Annotated in this window: 16 protein-coding genes and 1 rRNA gene (1 of these 17 only partly in view); 13 read left to right on the forward strand and 4 right to left on the reverse strand. The window is 41.6% G+C overall.

Annotation, left to right across the window (positions count from 1 at the left end; translation table 11 throughout):
• Positions 1 to 110 precede the first annotated feature (110 nt).
• Positions 111 to 770 (reverse strand): Ltp family lipoprotein, encoded by a 660-nt coding sequence (locus tag IGJ26_RS05075; protein WP_194199618.1) that lies wholly within the window; start codon positions 768 to 770, stop codon positions 111 to 113.
• Positions 771 to 999: 229 nt separating this feature from the next.
• Here IGJ26_RS05075 and IGJ26_RS05080 point away from each other — a divergent pair, with 229 nt between their 5' ends.
• Positions 1000 to 1188, forward strand: a complete 189-nt coding sequence (locus IGJ26_RS05080; protein ID WP_034872503.1) for a hypothetical protein — start codon at positions 1000 to 1002, stop codon at positions 1186 to 1188.
• Positions 1189 to 1247: 59 nt separating this feature from the next.
• On the opposite strand, the gene IGJ26_RS05085 is transcribed toward IGJ26_RS05080, so the two are convergent.
• Complete coding sequence (locus IGJ26_RS05085; protein ID WP_005229155.1) at positions 1248 to 1397, reverse strand: hypothetical protein; 150 nt, start codon at positions 1395 to 1397, stop codon at positions 1248 to 1250.
• 465 nt (positions 1398 to 1862) lie between these two features.
• Between IGJ26_RS05085 and asnB the strand changes: the two genes are divergently transcribed.
• Complete coding sequence (gene asnB / locus IGJ26_RS05090) at positions 1863 to 3758, forward strand: asparagine synthase (glutamine-hydrolyzing) (protein WP_061054487.1); 1896 nt, start codon at positions 1863 to 1865, stop codon at positions 3756 to 3758.
• A 54-nt stretch (positions 3759 to 3812) separates the two neighbouring features.
• Here asnB and IGJ26_RS05095 read toward each other — a convergent pair whose 3' ends face one another.
• Entirely contained in the window at positions 3813 to 4616 is an 804-nt protein-coding gene (locus IGJ26_RS05095; RefSeq protein ID WP_005229159.1) for a Cof-type HAD-IIB family hydrolase, read from the reverse strand.
• A gap of 261 nt (positions 4617 to 4877) precedes the next feature.
• Here IGJ26_RS05095 and IGJ26_RS05100 point away from each other — a divergent pair, with 261 nt between their 5' ends.
• Positions 4878 to 6317, forward strand: a complete 1440-nt coding sequence (locus IGJ26_RS05100) for an NCS2 family permease (RefSeq protein WP_005237180.1) — start codon at positions 4878 to 4880, stop codon at positions 6315 to 6317.
• A gap of 100 nt (positions 6318 to 6417) precedes the next feature.
• The gene (locus IGJ26_RS05105) at positions 6418 to 7623 is read left to right on the forward strand and encodes a multidrug efflux MFS transporter (RefSeq protein ID WP_016613926.1); all 1206 of its coding nucleotides are present in this window, start codon (positions 6418 to 6420) and stop codon (positions 7621 to 7623) included.
• A 47-nt stretch (positions 7624 to 7670) separates the two neighbouring features.
• Here IGJ26_RS05105 and IGJ26_RS05110 read toward each other — a convergent pair whose 3' ends face one another.
• Positions 7671 to 7853, reverse strand: coding sequence for a YjzD family protein (locus tag IGJ26_RS05110; RefSeq protein ID WP_008377814.1), 183 nt, complete (start codon positions 7851 to 7853; stop codon positions 7671 to 7673).
• A gap of 147 nt (positions 7854 to 8000) precedes the next feature.
• Between IGJ26_RS05110 and dnaE the strand changes: the two genes are divergently transcribed.
• From dnaE to IGJ26_RS05155, 9 genes are all read left to right on the forward strand, one after another.
• Complete coding sequence (gene dnaE / locus IGJ26_RS05115) at positions 8001 to 11312, forward strand: DNA polymerase III subunit alpha (RefSeq protein WP_194199619.1); 3312 nt, start codon at positions 8001 to 8003, stop codon at positions 11310 to 11312.
• 161 nt (positions 11313 to 11473) lie between these two features.
• The gene (gene pfkA / locus IGJ26_RS05120; protein WP_005237177.1) at positions 11474 to 12436 is read left to right on the forward strand and encodes a 6-phosphofructokinase; all 963 of its coding nucleotides are present in this window, start codon (positions 11474 to 11476) and stop codon (positions 12434 to 12436) included.
• Positions 12437 to 12520: 84 nt separating this feature from the next.
• The gene (gene pyk, locus IGJ26_RS05125; RefSeq protein WP_008377816.1) at positions 12521 to 14305 is read left to right on the forward strand and encodes a pyruvate kinase; all 1785 of its coding nucleotides are present in this window, start codon (positions 12521 to 12523) and stop codon (positions 14303 to 14305) included.
• A 195-nt stretch (positions 14306 to 14500) separates the two neighbouring features.
• Positions 14501 to 15061, forward strand: a complete 561-nt coding sequence (locus IGJ26_RS05130) for a YceD family protein (RefSeq protein WP_005237175.1) — start codon at positions 14501 to 14503, stop codon at positions 15059 to 15061.
• A 56-nt stretch (positions 15062 to 15117) separates the two neighbouring features.
• The gene (gene rpmF / locus IGJ26_RS05135; protein ID WP_005229191.1) at positions 15118 to 15297 is read left to right on the forward strand and encodes a 50S ribosomal protein L32; all 180 of its coding nucleotides are present in this window, start codon (positions 15118 to 15120) and stop codon (positions 15295 to 15297) included.
• Between the two features lie 183 nt (positions 15298 to 15480).
• The gene (gndA, locus tag IGJ26_RS05140; protein ID WP_005229192.1) at positions 15481 to 16902 is read left to right on the forward strand and encodes an NADP-dependent phosphogluconate dehydrogenase; all 1422 of its coding nucleotides are present in this window, start codon (positions 15481 to 15483) and stop codon (positions 16900 to 16902) included.
• Positions 16903 to 17041: 139 nt separating this feature from the next.
• On the forward strand, positions 17042 to 17728 hold the full coding sequence (locus IGJ26_RS05145) for a response regulator transcription factor (protein ID WP_005229193.1): 687 nt from the start codon (positions 17042 to 17044) through the stop codon (positions 17726 to 17728).
• Positions 17729 to 17742: 14 nt separating this feature from the next.
• Positions 17743 to 19248, forward strand: a complete 1506-nt coding sequence (locus IGJ26_RS05150; RefSeq protein ID WP_034872519.1) for a HAMP domain-containing sensor histidine kinase — start codon at positions 17743 to 17745, stop codon at positions 19246 to 19248.
• Between the two features lie 617 nt (positions 19249 to 19865).
• Positions 19866 to 21221: ribosomal RNA gene (locus tag IGJ26_RS05155) — 16S ribosomal RNA — on the forward strand; it runs 204 nt beyond the window's last position.

Consider the following 21221-nt stretch of genomic DNA (forward strand, 5'->3'; position numbering starts at 1 on the left):
ATAACCATCTGAAAAGCGATTAACCTACACTCGGTCTAGAAAACAGCATAATTGTTCCGTCAACTTGCCGATATCTTTTTTGCTTGTGGTCCTGCAACAAACGAAAAGAATCAATCGGGCAAACGTGATAAGGCGTATTCAATTTGTTCAGAAGTAAAGCCTTCAAAGGAAAGTTGGCTCGCCACACGCTCATCCGATAAGGATAAATTTTGCGAGTAGCGAATCGCTTTTTTCAATGCTTGCTCGTTCCAATCGGCATCCACGGTGGCTACGGCAAAGTCTGCTGCGCTCTCAGAAAAATCTTCATAGAGTAGTTGGCGTTTTAAGCTCGACTGAGAAAACGCATTGCTGGATAAGTATCTTTCTGCACGATTCAGTGCATTTCTTTCTTCACGAGAAAGTTCAGGTGTATGTTGCTCGTTGTTCGCGGGTTCTTCTTGTTGTGCGCTACTTGCTTCGTTGTTGCCAGCTTTTTGTTCTCCTTGTGGTTGTTCCATGGAAGCAGCGGCATCGCCAAAGGATTCGCTTTGCCTTGATTCGTTACGTAAAGAAAGGCTTAATTGCGCAGTGATGCTATCGAAAGATGTCACATCTTCGTAGAAGGACAAGCCACCATAAGAAAACAAGGCAATAAAAGCGGAAGCGACAATGATCAAAACGTTTCGATCTCGTTTTGAATTTTGTTTTACAAGCCCAATATAAAATAAGACAATGCCAAAAACGAAACAGAACAATCCAATGAAAAACAAAATGGCGAAAAACGTAGCCATAAAAATTCCTCCTAAATAAAAGTCTCCTGAAAAGACAATAGTACTATGTTCTGTACCAGAAAACAGATTTGTCTTTTCATGAATAGAGGAAAAGGATGATTTGACAAATGTAACGTGTATGCTATTAATGGATCATTCATAAGTATTAAAGGAATGACGCTCAAGAATGACTAGTGAAATAGATGGTAAACTTAATAAAAGCACAGTTGTATCAGTAGGAGGCAAGAAGATGGATTTTGAAGAAAAAGATTATTTTATGCGTTATACAAAAGTTGCGGCACAGGGATTGAGTAAGTTTATTACGCAAGGATCTGTTGATGAAATCTTACAGCTAGATGAACAGCAAAGTGGACAGAAGCAAGAAGTGGATGCTGCAACAGACAAAAGCGAGCCAAAAAACAAGAAAGCACCTAGCTAATTATTTCCTTAGCGAGGTGCTTTCAGTACGAATCGGTATCCTTCATTTGGATAAACTCCTTATGCAGTTTTTTTCAATTCTTGTACAGCTTGCTCGATCGTAATTCCAGTCGCAAAATGATTCGCATCTTTTTTATCGAAAACGATAAATAAATTCAATTTGGTATCCAGAGTTACACGATATTGTAGATCTGTGTTATAGAATGTCATAGTCATTCTCCTTTCTTAAAACTTGTCATTGAAAGGCAACGGTTAGTTGATAACGAAATTCCATAGTTAGAATAACACTTTTTTTCACAATAGTCCAATAAAACTATCAAACGAACAAATCTGACTGATTATTTTCAGGAAATCAATGCTGAGAATGGAAGCAAAAGAAGTTTGCTGGAGTCAGTAAATTCGGGAAAAGTATCTTTGTATATTTTCAGAAAAATAGAATTCATAAAAAATTTCTTAAGAATTTTGAGGATAGCTATTTTCTTAGATAACAAATTTGTAAGATTGAGAGTATGAGATGATTGGAAACCTTGATATCATAAGGTTTATCTTCAAATTGTGTTTTGTGCAAAAATATATTGATTGTATTTTTTTGAAAAAGAGATCGTATCTCTTGAATTCTATGGTATGATTTACTTTAGAAAAATGAAAATGGATTATGAAAACGGATGTGAAAATATGTGCGGAATTGTCGGCTTTGTCAATTCAAAAGACCAAAAAGAAATCATTATTGAACGCATGATGGACCGGATCGTTCATCGCGGACCAAACAGTTCAGGGAAATTTACCGACGACCGAGTGGCATTAGGGTTTCGTCGTTTATCGATCATCGACTTAGAAGGTGGCTCACAACCAATTTTTAATGAGGATCGAACAAAAGTAATCATTTTTAATGGTGAAATTTACAACTTTCAAGTATTGCGTGAGGAATTGATCCAAGCAGGTCATGTCTTTTCTACCCATGCGGATACCGAAGTAGTCTTACATGGCTATGAAGAGTGGGGGATTGATGTTTTGCAGCGCCTGCGGGGAATGTTTGCTTTTGCCATCTGGGATACTCAAAAACAAGAGCTTTTCGGCGCGCGGGATCACTTTGGCATCAAACCGTATTACTATGCACAAATGAACGGCAGTTTCATGTTTGGCTCTGAAATCAAAAGCTTTTTGCCTCATCCAGATTTCAAGAAAGAATTAAACCAGGAGGCGTTGAAACCTTATTTGACGTTCCAATACTCGCCTTTGAACGGAGAAACCTTCTTTAAAGGCGTTCATCGTTTGCAAGAAGGGCATTATTATCTGTTTAATGAACAGGGATTGACGATCAAGCAGTACTGGGATGCAGATTTTTCAGTGAAAGAAAATCATTCAAGAGAAGAATGGGTCGATAAAATCGATCAAGCAGTCCAAGAATCAATTGCCGCTCATCAAATCAGTGATGTTGAAGTCGGCTCATTTTTATCCAGTGGTGTCGATTCAAGTTACGTGGCCTCGGTCTTGCGCCCAGATCACTCATTTTCAATTGGGTTTGATGACAAAACCTACAACGAAGCGATCGAAGCCCGCAAATTGACGGAAAAGCTCGGCTTGAACAACACAGCAGCGGTCATCGATGGTGAAATGTCCTTTGAGGCATTTCCGCTGATTCAGTATCACTTGGACGAACCGGATTCTAACCCAAGCTGTGTCCCTTTGTACTTTTTAGCCAACCTAGCAGCACAGCAAGTGCGGGTCGTTCAATCTGGGGAAGGGGCAGATGAATTATTTGCCGGTTATGCTGCCTATGGCTTCCACACAAACTCTAAAGCGGTTCGCGTTTTTGCCCAAGGCTTGAAAAAACTGCCGCAAAACATCCGCTTTCGTTTAGGGCGTCAAATCGGCAAAATGAAAAACTTCCATGGTCGAATTCATCTTTATGAAGCAACGGCACCTGCCCAAGACTTCTTTATCGGGCAAGCCCTGGTCTTTGAAGAAGAGGAAGCACTCCAGCTTTTAAAACCAACGTATCAAAAAGGACCATCTGTTGCTGAAATCGTTGCGCCTCATTATGAGAAAGTCAATGGTCTCAAAGACGAGGTCAACAAGATGCAATATTTGGATCTTCATCAATGGATGCCGAAGGATATTTTGTTAAAAGCAGACAAAATGTCCATGGCGAGTTCTTTAGAATTACGGGTTCCGTTACTGGATATCGAGATGCAAAAACTGGCGCAAACGATCCCGACGAAATATTTGATCAATCAAAACAATACGAAAGATGTGTTTCGACAAGCGTCAAACCGTCATTTGCCAAAAGAATGGGCAAACCGTGAAAAGCTAGGCTTTCCTGTACCAATCAAGGCATGGCTGAAAGAAGGAACAGGGTATGAAGCAGTTAAAGCCCTTTTTGAGTCAGACTTTGCAGCAACCTTCTTTGATCAAACAGCGATTTTGCAAATGCTAGAAGACCATCGCCAAGGAAAACCGAATCTTCAGCGAAAAATCTGGACGATCTTTACATTCTTGACCTGGTACAAAGTATTCTTTATTGATGAATCGATTCCCGAAGCCAAAGAAATCGTTTATGAAACACTTTGATTTGAATATGGAAGCAAAAAAAAGCTGATGCGGACAATCCCGCATCGGCTTTTTTTATAGACCTAAATATTTTTCCAAGTAATCGACCATGCCATCTTCCGCATTGGTTTTGTCAGTAACATCATTTGCGATCGATTTTAATTGTTGCGTGCCATTTGCCATAGCAACGCCCCAACCCGCATAATCCAGCATCTCCAAATCATTGTGTTCATCACCAAAAGCGATGATATCTTGCCGATCCAAAGACAAAGAATCCGCGATCACCGAAAGACCAAGTGCTTTATGGACCCCTTTTGGTACGATCTCTAAGATGGCTTGAGGTCCGCCCCACGTGCGAACATCGACTGCATCGTCAAATTGATCCTTGATACGTAAAGAAACAGATTCTGCTAATTCATTTTCGGTTTTCACCAGTAATGAAGTGGGATCCGTTTTTAAATTTGCTAATAGATTTTTTTCGGAAGCATTACCCGAAAAGAAAAAGTGTTGATCAAATCCGCTTAGGTCATCGATGAAAAAGGTTTCACGATTTTCTGCTGCCACAAACGTCAGCCCCAGCTGCTCTTTTTGTGCCATGAGCTCAAACGCAATTTCTCGAGAGATCGAGTGCTCCATTTCGTTTGCCCATACTTGTCGAGGTTTATGGACCAACCCACCGTTAAAATTGACCATTGGTGTTGTGAGCGCCAATTCTTTATAGAATTGATCACTCATACGAAAAGGTCTTCCTGTAGCGATGGTAACAAAGTGTCCCGCTTTGGTGGCGCGAACCAGTACCTCACGTGTGCGAGGGGAAAGTTGGGATTCAGTATTTAAGGTTGTGCCATCTAAATCAATGGCGATGATTTTTGGTTTCAAAAGACTCGCTCCATTCTCTTATGGTAGTGGCTTAAGTGTAACATATTTCTGTCATTTCACAATACAAGTAAGTTTTCGATAAGTTTTCATAATAGTTACAAAGTAAAACACGAACATTAAACGTTTTTGGTTCGTTTTATTCGGAAAAAGGTTTGAAAAGCGAAAATTATTCCCTTATAATTTGTAATTGTTCGATGAAAAGCGCAATTATTCATTTTTTCTTTTCATAGAAACGATTAAAGTTCAGGAGTGAAACATAACATGGAAAAGTTTTTCAAATTAAAGGAGAATAAAACGACGGTTTCCACAGAAGTGATGGCTGGGGTCACCACCTTCTTCGCGATGAGTTATATTTTGTTTGTGAATCCGACGATTTTATCTGCTGCAGGCATGCCGTTTCAAGCTGTTTTCTTAGCAACGATCATCGCTTCAGTGATTGGTACCCTGATCATGGGCTTATTTGCAAATGTGCCTTACGCGCAAGCACCTGGAATGGGACTTAATGCATTCTTCACCTTTACCGTTGTTTTTGGTTTGGGGTATACGTGGCAGCAAGCATTAGCGATGGTTTTCATCTGCGGCCTGATCAACATTTTTATCACGGTGACTCGAATCAGAAAAATGATCATTCATGCGATTCCAGAAAGCATGCAGCATGCAATCGGCGGCGGGATCGGGATCTTTGTGGCTTATGTAGGGATCAAAAATGCCAACTTGCTAAACTTCAGTGCAGACACTGCCGCAGTGACGGGTTCAGTTGTCGACGGTGAGACGATTGTGAGTGCCAATTTTAATGGGGGGATCGTCCCAGCTTTGGCGAATTTCAATAATGCACCTGTTTTGTTAGCAGTGATTGGTTTAGTAGTGACTACTTTATTAGTGGTGAAAAATGTACGTGGGGCAATTATTTTTGGTATTTTAGGAACGACGATCATTGGTATTTTGATGGGTGTGGTGGATTTAAGTGCCATTGATTGGCACGGGAATTCATTAGGAAGTTCCATCAGCGAACTAGGAATCACATTTGGCGCTGCGTTTGGCTCTGAAGGAATGGGCTCACTATTCAGTGATTCTGCCAAAATCCCTCAAGTAATCATGACGATTTTAGCATTTAGCTTATCAGATGTCTTCGATACGATCGGTACCTTTATCGGGACTGGACGTCGTACCGGGATCTTTTCGAAAAAAGATGAAGAAGCGGTTGAAAATAGTAACGGGTTGAATACGAAAATGGATAAGGCTCTTTTTGCAGATGCCGTAGCCACGTCTGTAGGGGCCATCGTAGGGACCTCAAATACAACGACTTATGTGGAATCAGCAGCTGGCATCGGTGCTGGTGGACGCACGGGCTTGACTTCCGTTGTGGTGGCAGCACTCTTTGCGATCAGCAGTATCTTTTCTCCACTGATCTCAATCGTTCCCGCACAAGCGACAGCACCGGCGTTGATCTTAGTTGGGGTAATGATGATGGCTTCTTTTGCAGACATCAAGTGGACTGATCTAGAAGAAGCAGTTCCAGCCTTCTTCGCGTCCATTTTTATGGGCTTGTCTTACAGTATTTCAAATGGGATCGCTGTTGGTTTCATTTTCTATGCATTAGTGAAAGTAGTGAAAGGAAAAGCCAACGAAGTGTCTCCGATCATCTGGGTCGTCAATGCGTTGTTTATCCTGAACTTTGTCATTTTGGCTTTGATCAGTTAAGTTTAATGATGAAAATCTTTCTGTATTTTAAATGCAGAAAGATTTTTTATTTGATTATTACTCACGATACGGTATAGTATTTGTGAAAGAAGGTTTGTAAATGAAGATTGATTGGAAACGAAATCTACTGATTTCATGGGTAGGTTGTTTTTTTACGGGTGCCAGTTTTAGTCTTGTCATGCCATTCATTCCCTTATATATAGAAGAGTTAGGCGCTCCAGAGAGTCAAATTGAGTTGTTTTCTGGATTAGCAATCTCAGTAACGGCGTTTGCGGCGGCTATCATTGCTCCAGTTTGGGGAAATCTAGCAGACCAAAAAGGTCGTCGTTTAATGATGATTCGCGCGGCTGCGGGGATGACAGTGACGATGGGTTCTTTGGCTTTTGTACCGAATGTCTATTGGTTATTGATCATGCGTTTCTTTACCGGAATTTTATCGGGGTATATTCCAAATGCGACTGCGTTGATCGCTTCGCAGGCGCCTCGAGAAAAAAGCGGTTGGGCGCTTGGGACATTGGCTACAGGAGCCATCGCAGGGAATTTGATTGGTCCTTCGATGGGTGGGGCGTTAGCGCAATGGTTTGGCATGAAAAATGTCTTTATTATCACAGGCGTTGTTCTACTAATCACGCTGTTGCTTACGATTTTTCTCGTTCAAGAAGATTTTGAGCCAGTTGAAAAGGGCGATCTGCTTTCCATTAAAGAAATTTTTGGTCAAATCAAAAATATGCAGTTGCTTGTTGGCTTGTTTATTACTTCCCTGATTTTACAGCTAGGTGTAACGAGCATCAGTCCTATCCTCACATTGTATATTCGTGATTTAAGCGGGGATACGGGCAATATTTTGTTCGTCAGCGGATTGATCGTCTCTGTTGCCGGTGTTTCAGCGATTCTCTCCTCGCCGTTTTTAGGCAAAATCGGTGATCGTTATGGCAATCACAAAGTGCTGTTGGGGGGCTTAGTACTGTCATTTTTCTGTTTCATTCCGATGGGCTTTGTCTCTACTCCGTTTCAACTAGGCGTGTTGCGCTTTTTGCTTGGTTTTTCTACCGGTGCCTTGATGCCGTCCATCAATACACTGATCAGCAAGATCACTCCAATGGAAGGGGTCAGCCGTATCTATAGCTACAACCAAATGTTCTCCAACTTTGGGCAAGTGTTAGGTCCAATGGTCGGCTCAACGGTGGCAGCCGGTTTTGGCTATCCAGCCGTCTTTTGGGTGACGAGCGGGTTTGTACTGATCAATATTTTTATCTCAGGATTTAATTTCCGTAAAAGCTTACGTAAAACGGACATCAGTGAATAGTTGAAAAGAAAAAAAAACCAGTTACAATAAAGGTAACTGGTTTTTTTTTAATGGCTTGTCTTTTCAGGCGCTGGTGCGATAATACCAACAAGAATGATCACCACACCTGTGACCAAAGAGATGATTGAAGTTAATTGAAAATCATAAGTTGCTCCAGCAAGTGAGCTGCCTAGATAGCCAACGACTTGACCTAATACAAAAGTCCAAAATAAAGTGACTAGGTAACGCATGACGACACCTCTTTTCTGCGTATCTTCCATTTCGACTTTAGTTTATCACAAAAATATTTATTGTAAAGATTTTCACTTTTTCATTTTGTTTTTCAAATCTATTTACTAGCAGAAAGAAAGAGAATTTTCATTTTTGGAGGGATTTCAATGTATTCACAGCTCACCACCTTAAGCGCCTATTCGTTGCTGCAAAGTACGATCAAAATTCCTCACTATATAGAGCAAGCCAAAAAGATGGGCTATCAGACCCTAGGCCTAACCGATCATAATGTTCTCTATGGCGCGGTCGAGTTTTATCAGCAATGCCTAGCACAGGGCATCAAGCCGATTTTTGGTGCTTTGTTCGACTGTACCTTCGGGGAGGGATCAATGTCCTTTCCATTGTACGTATTTGCCAAAAACCTCAAGGGCTATCAAACCTTGATGCGTTTATCAAGTGAAAAAATGATCACCGAGCAGTTGAATTTATCTGCTTGTGATTCTTTGCAGGACCTCTTTGGTTTGCTACCTGAAGGTGAAGGCTTTTTGCCGTCTCAGCACGATGATTTAGAAGCTAATCAAAAAGTACTGCAAGCAATTAGCCATAAATTTGATTCTGAGAGCTTGTTTTTAGGCATAACTAGCAAGGGGCTAGATCCAGAAACGATCACTTGGTTTAACGAGCAAAACATTGCACCATGCGCGTATCAACCAATCGCGGCTTTAGCACAAGAAGAAGCCTTTGCAGTCAAAGTGATGGCCCATATCAAAGAGGGCTCGCAAATTGAAGACTTTCGTCAGGCAAAAGAGCAAGCGACTACGCAGTTTTTTCTACAACCGGCAGACCAACTTGCGGCTGTATTTGGCGAAGCGTCTCAGGCATTGATGAATAATCAGCGGATTGCAGCTGAATGCGCTGTCGATCTGCCGCTGCATCAGCGGCTATTGCCTCATTACCCATTAGCACAAGAAGAAAGCGCCGCGGACTATTTGCACAAAATTTGTTTTGAACGTCTGCCTCAGCGTGTTGCTCACGTTACATCGGCGTACGAACAGCGTTTGGATTATGAGTTGTCTGTCATCCATAAGATGGGCTTTGATGATTACTTCTTGATTATTTGGGACGTCATGGACTTTGCCCACCAACAAGAAATCGTTACCGGAGCTGGACGGGGATCCGCTGCCGGAGCACTGGTGGCGTATGTTTTATCTATCACCGACGTGGATCCAATCAAATACGATCTTTTGTTTGAACGATTCTTGAATCCAGAACGTTACACGATGCCTGATATTGATTTAGATATTCCTGACAATCGCAGAGACGAGATTTTACAGTATGTGCGCCAAAAATATGGGCAAGAATATATGGCACAGATTGCCACGTTTGGTACCATGGCGGCCAAAATGGTTTTGCGAGATGTTTCTCGGGTCTTTGGTCTATCGCAAAGTGAAGCTAATCGCTGGTCAAAAGCCATCCCCAATGCCTTGAAAATGACCTTAGATCTTGCTTATGAACAATCCAATCAGCTGCGAGAGCTGGTTTCGTTCAATGAGCGGAATCAAGTAATGTTTCAAGTCGCCAAAATCTTAGAAGGACTGCCCCGTCACGTATCGACCCATGCCGCCGGTGTGGTGATCAGTGACAAGAATCTGCTTGATTTGGTGCCTTTGCAAGAAGGCAGCGATGGGATTTGGCTGACCCAGTTTACCATGAATGACGTGGAAGCCATTGGCCTATTGAAGATGGATTTTTTAGGTTTGAGAAACTTGTCGATCATTGATAATACCTTGAAAGGTATCAAACGAATCAGCCAACAAATCGTAACCCAAAAAGAGATTCCTCTTGATGATCCAGCAACATTGCGTTTGTTTCAAAAAGGGGAGACGGCAGGGATCTTCCAATTTGAATCAGCGGGAATACGCAATGTCTTGCGCAAGCTAGGGCCAGAAAGTATCGAAGACATTGCTGCAGTCAATGCCTTGTATCGCCCGGGACCGATGCAAAATATTGATACTTTTATCAAGCGGAAAAAAGGACAAGAGCGGGTCTCTTATCCGGATGACAGCTTGATTCCAATCTTGCAAAACACTTACGGAATCATTGTTTATCAAGAACAGATCATGCAAGTAGCTTCCAAAATGGCTGGTTTTAGCCTAGGACAGGCAGATATTTTGCGGCGAGCAATCAGTAAAAAGAAAAAAGACGTGTTGGATGAAGAACGTCGCCATTTTGTGCAAGGTGCGTTGGCCAATCATTATGACGAGAAGACCGCCAATTTGGTCTATGACTATATTGAGCGCTTCGCCAACTATGGGTTTAACCGTTCCCATGCGTTTGCCTATTCCTTTATCGGCTTTCAAATGGCGTACCTGAAAGTGCACTATCCGGCACCTTTTTTTGCTTCGATCTTGCACTCGGTACGCAATACTGCAAGCAAAATGAAAGAATACTTAAATGAAGCCGCACGTTATGGCGTAGAAGTATTGCCACCATCGATCAATACCAGTGGGTTTAGTTTTCAACTGCAAAATGAGAAACAAATCCGCTTTGGGTTCAGCAGTATCAAAGGGATTCGGCGCGACATGATCCAAGACATTTTGACAGAACGAAAAGAGCATGGCAATTTCACGTCCATGGATCAATTTTTACTTCGCTTGAATCAGCGGAACAGCAAGTGGTTAAAGTTGGACTATTTATTGCCGCTTTTGAGCATCGGTGTATTCGATGTGATTGCGCCTAATCGAAAACAAGCATTGATCCAACTAGAAGGGAAAATCCAAAATATTACTTATAGTGGCGGCAGTTTGGATCTCTTAGAAACCATGGCTTTAAAAGAAGAAGCCGTTGCCGATTACAAACTGGAAGAGAAACTGGCTTTGGAAGAAGAATACTTAGGTGTTTATTTGTCTGGCCATCCCGTAGAACAGTTTCAAAAATTGCATCAATTAAAACAAATCACCGATATTGCCGATCTGGTTCCGAATGAACGGGTCCGCATCCTTTTGTATGTCCGCAAGATTCGGGAGATACGTACAAAAAAAGGCGAACAGATGGCATTTGTTGAAGGAACGGATGCTAGCAAAGAAGTTTCAGTAACGATTTTTCCCATCGTTTATCGACAAGTGCGTTCCTTGATCGAAGAAAATGCTGTTCTCTATATTGAAGGAAAGGTCGAGGTAAGTCGTTACAATGGTGAAATCCAACTCATTGCTGATAAAATAGACTTAGCAGAAAACGTTCAAAATAAAATTGCGCCACAAACTTGCTACTTAAAGATTTCTGCTGAAGCCGAAACGTCGCACCTGCAAGCATTGTCGAAGGAAATGAAGCAGCATCAAGGAAATATTCCAGTGGTGATGTTTTATGAAAGTAGTGGCAAAAAAGTGTTATTAGCAGAAGAAAACTGGGTAACGGATGAGCCGAACTTTGTCACACAACTGAAGGCATTATTAGGAAATGGAAATGTAATTTTCAAGTAATTTTCCGAAAACGATAATTCAACTTACACTTTTTTCAACTTTTTCCCACTATTTCAAGACATTTTCATGGAATAATGGTAGAATATGTCTCGTGGTTATTACTTGAAAACTAGCAAACAGGGGCTTCCCTAAACAAAATCTTTTGATGAGGTGAAAGAATAATGAAACGCATTGGAATTCTAACCAGTGGCGGCGATGCACCAGGAATGAACGCAGCGATTCGCGCAGTTGTCAGAAAGGGTATTTTTGACGGACTTGAAGTATACGGAATCAACTATGGCTATGCCGGACTAGTCGCAGGCGACATTCGTCGCTTAGATGTTGCTGATGTTGGTGACAAAATTCAACGTGGTGGAACATTCTTATATTCAGCACGTTATCCAGAATTTGCGACACAAGAAGGGCAATTAAAAGGAATCGAGCAATTAAAGAAATTTGGCATCGAAGGGCTAGTCGTGATTGGTGGAGATGGATCTTACCATGGTGCGATGGCACTTACTCGCCACGGTTTCCCAGCAATCGGGATTCCAGGAACGATCGATAACGACATTCCAGGAACAGATTTCACGATTGGTTTTGATACAGCGATCAATACTGTCTTAGAATCGATTGACCGTATCCGTGATACAGCGACATCACATGTCCGCACATTTGTGATCGAAGTAATGGGACGTGGTGCTGGCGATATCGCTTTATGGTCAGGTGTGGCCGGTGGTGCGGATGAAATCATCATCCCAGAACATGATTTTGACATGCAAGTTGTTGCTGATCGTATCCGTGAAGGACGCGACCGCGGGAAAAAACATTGCTTGATCGTTTTAGCCGAAGGTGTGATGGGCGGAAATGATTTTGCTGACAAACTTTCTGAATACGGCGATTTCCATACCCGTGTATCAATTCTAGGACACGTTGTCCGTGGTGGTTCACCAAGCGCTCGTGACCGTGTGTTAGCAAGTAAATTTGGTTCATATGCCGTTGAATTATTGCAACAAGGCAAAGGCGGTCTATGTATCGGTATCGAAAACAATGAAATGATTGCTTCTGATATTATCGAAACCCTTGAAAACAATCGTCACAAACCAGATCTTAGCTTGTATAACTTGAACAAAGAAATCTCATTCTAAAGAGATTTTTTAGAGCAACGCAACAGTAATTTTGTAAAAAAAGCTTATTAGCTATTTTAAATAAATGAATAGGAGCGTTTAGTAATGAAAAAAACAAAGATCGTAAGTACATTAGGACCAGCAAGTAACAGTGTGGAAATTATTTCTCAACTGATTGAAGCCGGTGCGAATGTCTTCCGCTTTAACTTCTCTCATGGAGATCATGAAGAACAATTAGCGCGTATGACAATGGTTCGTGAAGCCGTGAAGAAAACTGGTAAAGATGTCGGTATCCTTTTAGATACAAAAGGTGCTGAAATCCGTACAACTGTACAAAATACGACAGAAGCTGACTTTGGTCGTGCTGGATACATCCAATTTAACGTTGGCGATGAAACACGCATTTCAATGGATCCAGAACACAAAGGAACAAAAGAAAAAATTGCTGTAACTTATCCTGGTTTATTTGAAGATGTTCATGTGGGCGGACACATCTTGTTTGATGATGGTTTGATCGACATGGAAATCAAAGAAAAAGACGAAGCAACCCGCGAATTAGTGGTTGTTGTTAAAAATGCTGGAATGTTAGGATCACGTAAAGGGGTCAACGCTCCTGGTGTATCAATCAGCTTACCTGGTATTACTGAAAAAGATGCAGAAGATATCCGTTTTGGTCTTGATAACGATATCGACTTCATTGCCGCTTCATTTGTACGTAAAGCGCAAGACGTTTTAGAGATTCGTGAAATTTTAGAAGAAAAAGACATGACTCATGTGCAAATCTTCTCTAAAATCGAATCACAAGAAGGTATCGATAATATCGATGAAATCATCAAAGTTTCTGATGGTATCATGGTTGCCCGTGGTGACATGGGTGTTGAGATCCCTGCTGAAGAAGTACCAATGGTTCAAAAGAGCATTATTAAAAAATGTAACGCTGCTGGTAAATCAGTTATCACAGCAACACAAATGTTAGAGTCAATGCAACAAAACCCACGTCCAACCCGTGCAGAAGCTTCTGACGTTGCCAATGCTGTCTTTGATGGTACCGATGCAACAATGCTTTCTGGTGAATCAGCAAACGGTGACTACCCTGTTGAGGCAGTAGCAACAATGGCACGGATCGACATTGAAGCTGAAAAAGCTTTATCAGAAAACAGCACATTCCAAATCAACCAATTCGATAAAACAGATGTAACAGAAACAATCGGTTTATCTGTTGCTCGTGCGGCGAAAAACCTAGGGGTTAAAACAATCGTTGCAGCGACTGAATCTGGCTACACTGCAAAAATGATCTCTAAATATCGTCCAGATGCTGACATTTTAGCTGTTACATTTGATGAACGTACAAAACGTGGCTTGATGCTTAACTGGGGTGTCTACCCAACCGTTGCTGAAAAACCATCAACAACTGATGAAATGTTTGAATTAGCAGCAAAACAAGCAGTTGATTTAGGTTTTGCTAAAGAAGGCGATCTAATCTTGATCACAGCCGGTGTTCCTGTTGGTGAACGCGGAACAACCAACGTCATGAAGATCCAATTGATCGGTTCAAAATTGCTTGAAGCGCAAGGGATTGGTGAAAAATCAGTTGTTGCCAATGCCGTGATCGCTCACAGTGCCGAAGAAGCAATTGCGAAAGCAAAAGATGGCATGATTTTAGTTGTACCAACAACAGATAAAGAATATATGCCAGCAATCGAAAAAGCAGCAGCTTTAGTTGTTGAAGATGGCGGCTTGACTTCTCATGCAGCAGTTGTCGGAATCGCGAAAGATCTACCAGTCATCGTTGGTGCCAAAGACGCAACCACAACCATCAAAGATGGCGAATTGGTTACTCTTGATTCTCGTCGCGGTATCGTTTATCGTGGAGAAACAACAGCAATCTAATGATTTTTAACGATTGATCAAGCAACAGGCAAGTGCACGTTGTGCGCTTCCTGTTGTTTTTTTGAGAGGGTCGAAATCCCTTGAGAAAGGGCATTAAAATGACACGATCAAAAATGAAAAAGGTGTCAAGAAAATTTCATTGACAAAGCCTCAGAAGCCCTGTATAATTGCTTTTGTTGCTTAGGGGTGATAAAAATGAAATGGTCTTTATTGGAATTAAAAAAATACCAAGAGACACCGCTGATGTTTGAAGAAACACTTGACTTAAAGAGTCAACTGATAAAACGCGATGGACAGATCATTGATTTGTCTCCTGTAAAAGTAAAAGGGCTGATGAGTGTTGATAAGCAAGGATACTTGCTGCACTATCAAGTAGAAACGACGATGACATTGCCATCTACTCGTTCTTTGACACCTGTAGCGATTCCTTTTGATTTTTCAGTGGATGAACACTTCATGACACCAGAGCAATTTCAGCGTCGCGATGAAACGATCGTCGAAGAAGAAGTTTTGATCGTTGAAGGTCAAACCATCAGCTTAGATGAATCAGTCGCTGATAACCTATTACTTGCGATTCCTTTGCAAGTCCTGACAGAAGAAGAAAAGCAAGGTTCAGCAATGCCATCTGGCAACGATTGGGCTGTTTTGTCAGAAGAAGACTTTGCAAATCAAAAAGAAGCGCAAGCTCAACAAGTTGATCCTCGTCTTGCAAAATTATCCGAATTATTCACTGAATCAGATGACGATAACGCGTAGGATTGGAATAAATTGCAGCCTCAAGGTTGCGTTCATTAACAAGGAGGTGTAGCAAAATGGCAGTACCAGCTAGAAAAACTTCGAAAGCGAAGAAAGCAAAACGTCGTACACATTACAAATTGACAATCAACGGTTTGAACGAATGTGCAAACTGTGGTGAAATGAAAAAAAGCCACCATGTCTGCTCAAACTGTGGTCATTACGATGGCAAAGACGTAGCAACAAAAGAAGCATAATTCCTTTTTTTCAGAAAGAGGATTCTAAAACCTTAGGCTAACCATGGAGCCTGAGGTTTTTTTGTTTTTTTGACGAATATGGAACTTTTCAGAAATATTTTTGTCCAGCGAAAGAGAATAGTTCAAAAGCAGGTACATTTGCGCTATAATGAAAAAGATAATTGAATCTTAGGAGGATGAAAGATGACAAAACAACAAATCGGCGTTGTCGGTATGGCTGTTATGGGCAAAAACTTAGCGTTGAACATCGAAAGCCGCGGTTATTCAGTTGCCTTATTTAACCGTACTGGTTCAAAGACAGAAGAAGTAGTAAAAGAACATCCAGATAAAAATTTTAAAGCAACCTATACGATAGAAGAATTTGTTCAATCTATTGAAAAACCACGTCGTATTTTATTAATGGTAAAAGCAGGATTTGCGACAGATGCAACGATCCAAGAATTATTGCCTCATCTAGACAAAGGCGATATTTTGATCGATGGCGGAAATACCTTCTTTAAAGATACGGTTCGTCGTAACGAAGAGTTGGCAAACTCAGGAATCAACTTTATCGGTACAGGTGTATCTGGTGGGGAAGAGGGCGCCTTGAAAGGTCCTTCGATCATGCCAGGAGGACAAAAAGAAGCGTATGAATTGGTTGCGCCAATCTTGGAACAAATTTCTGCAAAAGCCGAAGATGGAACACCTTGTGTGACTTATATTGGACCAAACGGTGCAGGCCATTACGTAAAAATGGTTCATAACGGGATCGAATATGGGGACATGCAGCTGATTGCTGAGTCTTATGACTTGATGCAAAACATATTAGGTCTATCTGTTGATGAAATGGCTGATATTTTTGCTGAATGGAACAAAGGCGAATTAGACAGCTATCTAATTGAGATCACAGCGGATATTTTGACTCGCAAAGACGATCAAGGTACAGGCAAACCAATCGTTGATGTGATTTTAGATGCTGCTGGTAATAAAGGAACTGGGAAATGGACAAGCCAAAGTGCCTTAGACCTAGGCGTACCACTACCATTGATCACTGAATCTGTTTTTGCCCGTTATATCTCGGCTTACAAAGAAGAACGGGTCAATGCCAGCAAAGTCTTACCAAAACCAGAAGCAGTTGCTTTTGAAGGAAACAAAGAAGAGTTTATCAATAAGATCCGCGAAGCATTATACTTCAGTAAGATCATGAGCTATGCACAAGGATTCGCGCAATTACGTACTGCATCAAAAGAATATGATTGGGATCTTCCTTTTGGTGAAATTGCCAAAATTTGGCGTGCAGGCTGTATCATCCGGGCTCAATTTTTACAAAAAATCACGGATGCTTATGACAAGAATGCCGACATTGAAAACTTACTATTAGATGACTACTTCAAAGATATTACGAAACGTTATCAATCTTCTGTACGTGAAGTAGTTGCACTAGCTGTCCAAGCAGGAGTACCTGTGCCGACGTTCTCATCTGCGATCGCGTACTTCGATTCTTATCGTTCTGATCGTTTGCCAGCGAACTTGATCCAAGCACAACGGGATTACTTCGGAGCGCATACGTATGAACGGACAGATAAAGAGGGAATTTTCCATTATTCATGGTATGATGAAGCGTAAGCTTTAAGAGAATCCAAAAGAGAAAGGCCGAAAGTGAGAACTTTCGGTCAATCTCTTTTTTATTTTTTAGATACATGATAAAATAAGACAGATAATGTCTAATTTAAAGGCAGAATAATCAATAAAGGGGCTATCAATAATGAGTAATATTCTAATCATTGAAGATGAAAAGAACTTAGCTCGATTTGTAGAATTAGAATTGAAGCATGAAGGGTATAATACTGAAGTTCATTATAACGGACGGACGGGACTGGATGCGGCGCTGAATAATGAATGGGATGCGATCTTATTGGATCTAATGCTTCCTGAGTTAAATGGGTTAGAAGTTTGCCGCCGCGTGCGTCAATCGAAGAACACCCCGATCATCATGATGACCGCACGAGATTCCGTGATTGATCGAGTATCAGGTTTAGATCATGGTGCCGATGATTATATTGTGAAGCCTTTTGCAATTGAAGAATTGCTGGCACGCTTACGTGCGTTGCTTCGCCGTATCGATATCGAAGGGGACAAAAACGTTGCAAAACAAACCACGATCACTTACCGAGACCTAACGATTGAAAAAGAAAATCGTGTCGTTCGTCGCGGAACAGATGTCATTGAACTAACAAAACGCGAATATGAGCTATTGTTGACTTTAATGGAAAACGTTAATGTCGTTTTGGCCAGAGATGTTTTATTAAACAAAGTCTGGGGCTATGAGACAGAAGTTGAAACCAACGTTGTCGATGTTTACATCCGCTACTTACGGAATAAAATTGATGTACCAGGGGAGGAAAGCTATATCCAAACCGTTCGTGGTACAGGTTATGTGATGCGGTCGTGAACCTTAAAAAAAGAATGAAAAAATTAAAAGAACTGAAGGGGCCTTCTTTAACTGTAAAGTGGGCCTTCGCAAGTTCTTTCTTTATATTCGTCGTATTTACGATCTTTGCCGTGATCACCTATAAAACATCGGTGAATTTGATCGTCGCTAAAGAAGAAAACAATGTGGAGCGGACGATGTCAGAGGTTGCTTCTCGTTTAGCCAATTCGGATCAAGAACTAACATTGGTCCGAACGTATCGTAATTTAACCAAAAATGATGCGGGGACGACGAGCATTTATGATCGCACTTCAACGATCGATGGCAACTTAATGAAAATCGACTCCTTTATTTCGGAATTAGGCCAAGCACCATTGAGCCTGTTTGTTTATAATTTGAATGAGGACCTTGTTTTTAAAACCCATGAAAATGATTTAGCACTGATCGACACGCAGCGCAAAGCGCCAACCATCGTAACGCTGGATGGTATCACAGGCTTTCTCTCGATCCAACCCATTTATTCAAAAGGCACCAGAGAGCGGATTGGCTATGCTCAAACATTTTATGAGTTGACTTCTTTTTATGAAATACGCAGCAAACTGCTGCTGACTTTGATTATCTTAGAAGTCGTCTCTCTGATTCTCAGCAGTGTCCTCGGGTTCTTTTTATCAGCGTATTTCCTTCAGCCATTAAAGGTATTACGGGATACGATGGAAACTGTTCGGAAAAACCCGCAGTCAACCGTGCATATGCCAGAATTAAATACGAACGATGAACTGTCTGATTTAGCAGATATATTTAATGAGATGTTGGATCGCATGCGCCTGTACATTGAGCAGCAAGAGCGATTCGTTGAAGATGTTTCTCATGAGTTACGGACACCCGTAGCAATCATTGAAGGACACATGAATCTTTTGCAACGTTGGGGGAAAGATGATCCAGAGATCTTGGATGAGTCCCTCGCAGCCAGTATGCAAGAGATCAGTCGAATGAAGACGCTAGTACAGGAAATGTTGGATCTCTCAAGAGCGGAACAAGTGGATGTTCATTATGCAAATGAAACAACTAATGCAAAAGAAGTTGTCTATCAAGTGTTCAATAACTTTAAAATACTGTATCCGGATTTTGTCTTTACGTTGGATGATGATTTGTATCATGAGTTGAAGCTGAAAATCTATCGCAATCATTTTGAACAGATCATTATTATTGTCTTGGATAACGCAGTAAAGTATTCCACTGATCGAAAAGAAGTTCATCTATCTATTTCATTGGATCGTCAATCTTTTGAAATTGCCATTCAAGATTTCGGGGAAGGCATCTCCAAAGAAGACCTCGATAAGATCTTTAATCGTTTCTATCGAGTAGATAAAGCCCGTGCTAGAACCAAAGGTGGCAATGGTTTGGGGTTATCTATAGCAAAACAACTATTAGAAAGCTATAAAGGAAAAATCACGGCGGAGAGTGTCATTGGCCAAGGAACAATCTTTCGGATTTATATACCGATTCTTCAAACGGAAGATCGGACGAAAAGAGAACGTTGAGCAAAAAAGCTTAAGTTCTCTTTTTTCATTCTTAAATGATAGATTTAGTGCCGAAACACTGCTTATAAACGAACGTTCGAAACGTTTGGTAATGAATAATTCGCCTATGAAAATAGTTGTCAAAAAGCCTATTTTTTTAGTTGATTTTTCCTTTAAGAATTGCTATATTATTACTTGTCCTTGTTAAGACATTTGTAACAAACACTGATTGATCTTTTTTGAAATTAGTTGTTGACGAAACATTTTACAAGTGTTATTATAACAAAGTCGAAAAAATATCGTCTCTGAAAAAACCTGATAAATCAAAAAAAACTTTTCAAAAAAGTGTTTGACATATAACGGTTGAGATGGTAAGATGAAAAAGTCGCTGAGGTTAAGAGAGAAGTTAAATAACAACTTCTTGAAAAAAACTTTTAAAAAAGAGTTGACAATCAAACGTCGCTCTGATATGATATAAAAGTTGCTAACGCAGCACGGTAGACCTTTGAAAACTGAACAAAGCAAGCAAACGAACCAATGTGTAGGACGTTTCAATTTATTGAAACAAATACATGCAAGCAATAGCTAGCAAAGTTAATTTTTATGAGCTTAATGACCGTATGGTCATTCAAACAAATCATTATGAGAGTTTGATCCTGGCTCAGGACGAACGCTGGCGGCGTGCCTAATACATGCAAGTCGAACGCTTTTTCTTTCACCGGAGCTTGCTCCACCGAAAGAAAAAGAGTGGCGAACGGGTGAGTAACACGTGGGTAACCTGCCCATCAGAAGGGGATAACACTTGGAAACAGGTGCTAATACCGTATAACACTATTTTCCGCATGGAAGAAAGTTGAAAGGCGCTTTTGCGTCACTGATGGATGGACCCGCGGTGCATTAGCTAGTTGGTGAGGTAACGGCTCACCAAGGCAACGATGCATAGCCGACCTGAGAGGGTGATCGGCCACACTGGGACTGAGACACGGCCCAGACTCCTACGGGAGGCAGCAGTAGGGAATCTTCGGCAATGGACGAAAGTCTGACCGAGCAACGCCGCGTGAGTGAAGAAGGTTTTCGGATCGTAAAACTCTGTTGTTAGAGAAGAACAAGGATGAGAGTAGAACGTTCATCCCTTGACGGTATCTAACCAGAAAGCCACGGCTAACTACGTGCCAGCAGCCGCGGTAATACGTAGGTGGCAAGCGTTGTCCGGATTTATTGGGCGTAAAGCGAGCGCAGGCGGTTTCTTAAGTCTGATGTGAAAGCCCCCGGCTCAACCGGGGAGGGTCATTGGAAACTGGGAGACTTGAGTGCAGAAGAGGAGAGTGGAATTCCATGTGTAGCGGTGAAATGCGTAGATATATGGAGGAACACCAGTGGCGAAGGCGGCTCTCTGGTCTGTAACTGACGCTGAGGCTCGAAAGCGTGGGGAGCGAACAGGATTAGATACCCTGGTAGTCCACGCCGTAAACGATGAGTGCTAAGTGTTGGAGGGTTTCCGCCCTTCAGTGCTGCAGCAAACGCATTAAGCACTCCGCCTGGGGAGTACGACCGCAAGGTTGAAACTCAAAGGAATTGACGGGGGCCCGCACAAGCGGTGGAGCATGTGGTTTAATTCGAAGCAACGCGAAGAACCTTACCAGGTCTTGACATCCTTTGACCACTCTAGAGATAGAGCTTCCCCTTCGGGGGCAAAGTGACAGGTGGTGCATGGTTGTCGTCAGCTCGTGTCGTGAGATGTTGGGTTAAGTCCCGCAACGAGCGCAACCCTTATTGTTAGTTGCCATCATTTAGTTGGGCACTCTAGCGAGACTGCCGGTGACAAACCGGAGGAAGGTGGGGATGACGTCAAATCATCATGCCCCTTATGACCTGGGCTACACACGTGCTACAATGGGAAGTACAACGAGTTGCGAAGTCGCGAGGCTAAGCTAATCTCTTAAAGCTTCTCTCAGTTCGGATTGTAGGCTGCAACTCGCCTACATGAAGCCGGA

The sequence above is a fragment of the Enterococcus sp. AZ095a genome, from assembly GCF_050546735.1.
Classification (GTDB): Bacteria; Bacillota; Bacilli; order Lactobacillales; family Enterococcaceae; genus Enterococcus_D; species Enterococcus_D entomosocium.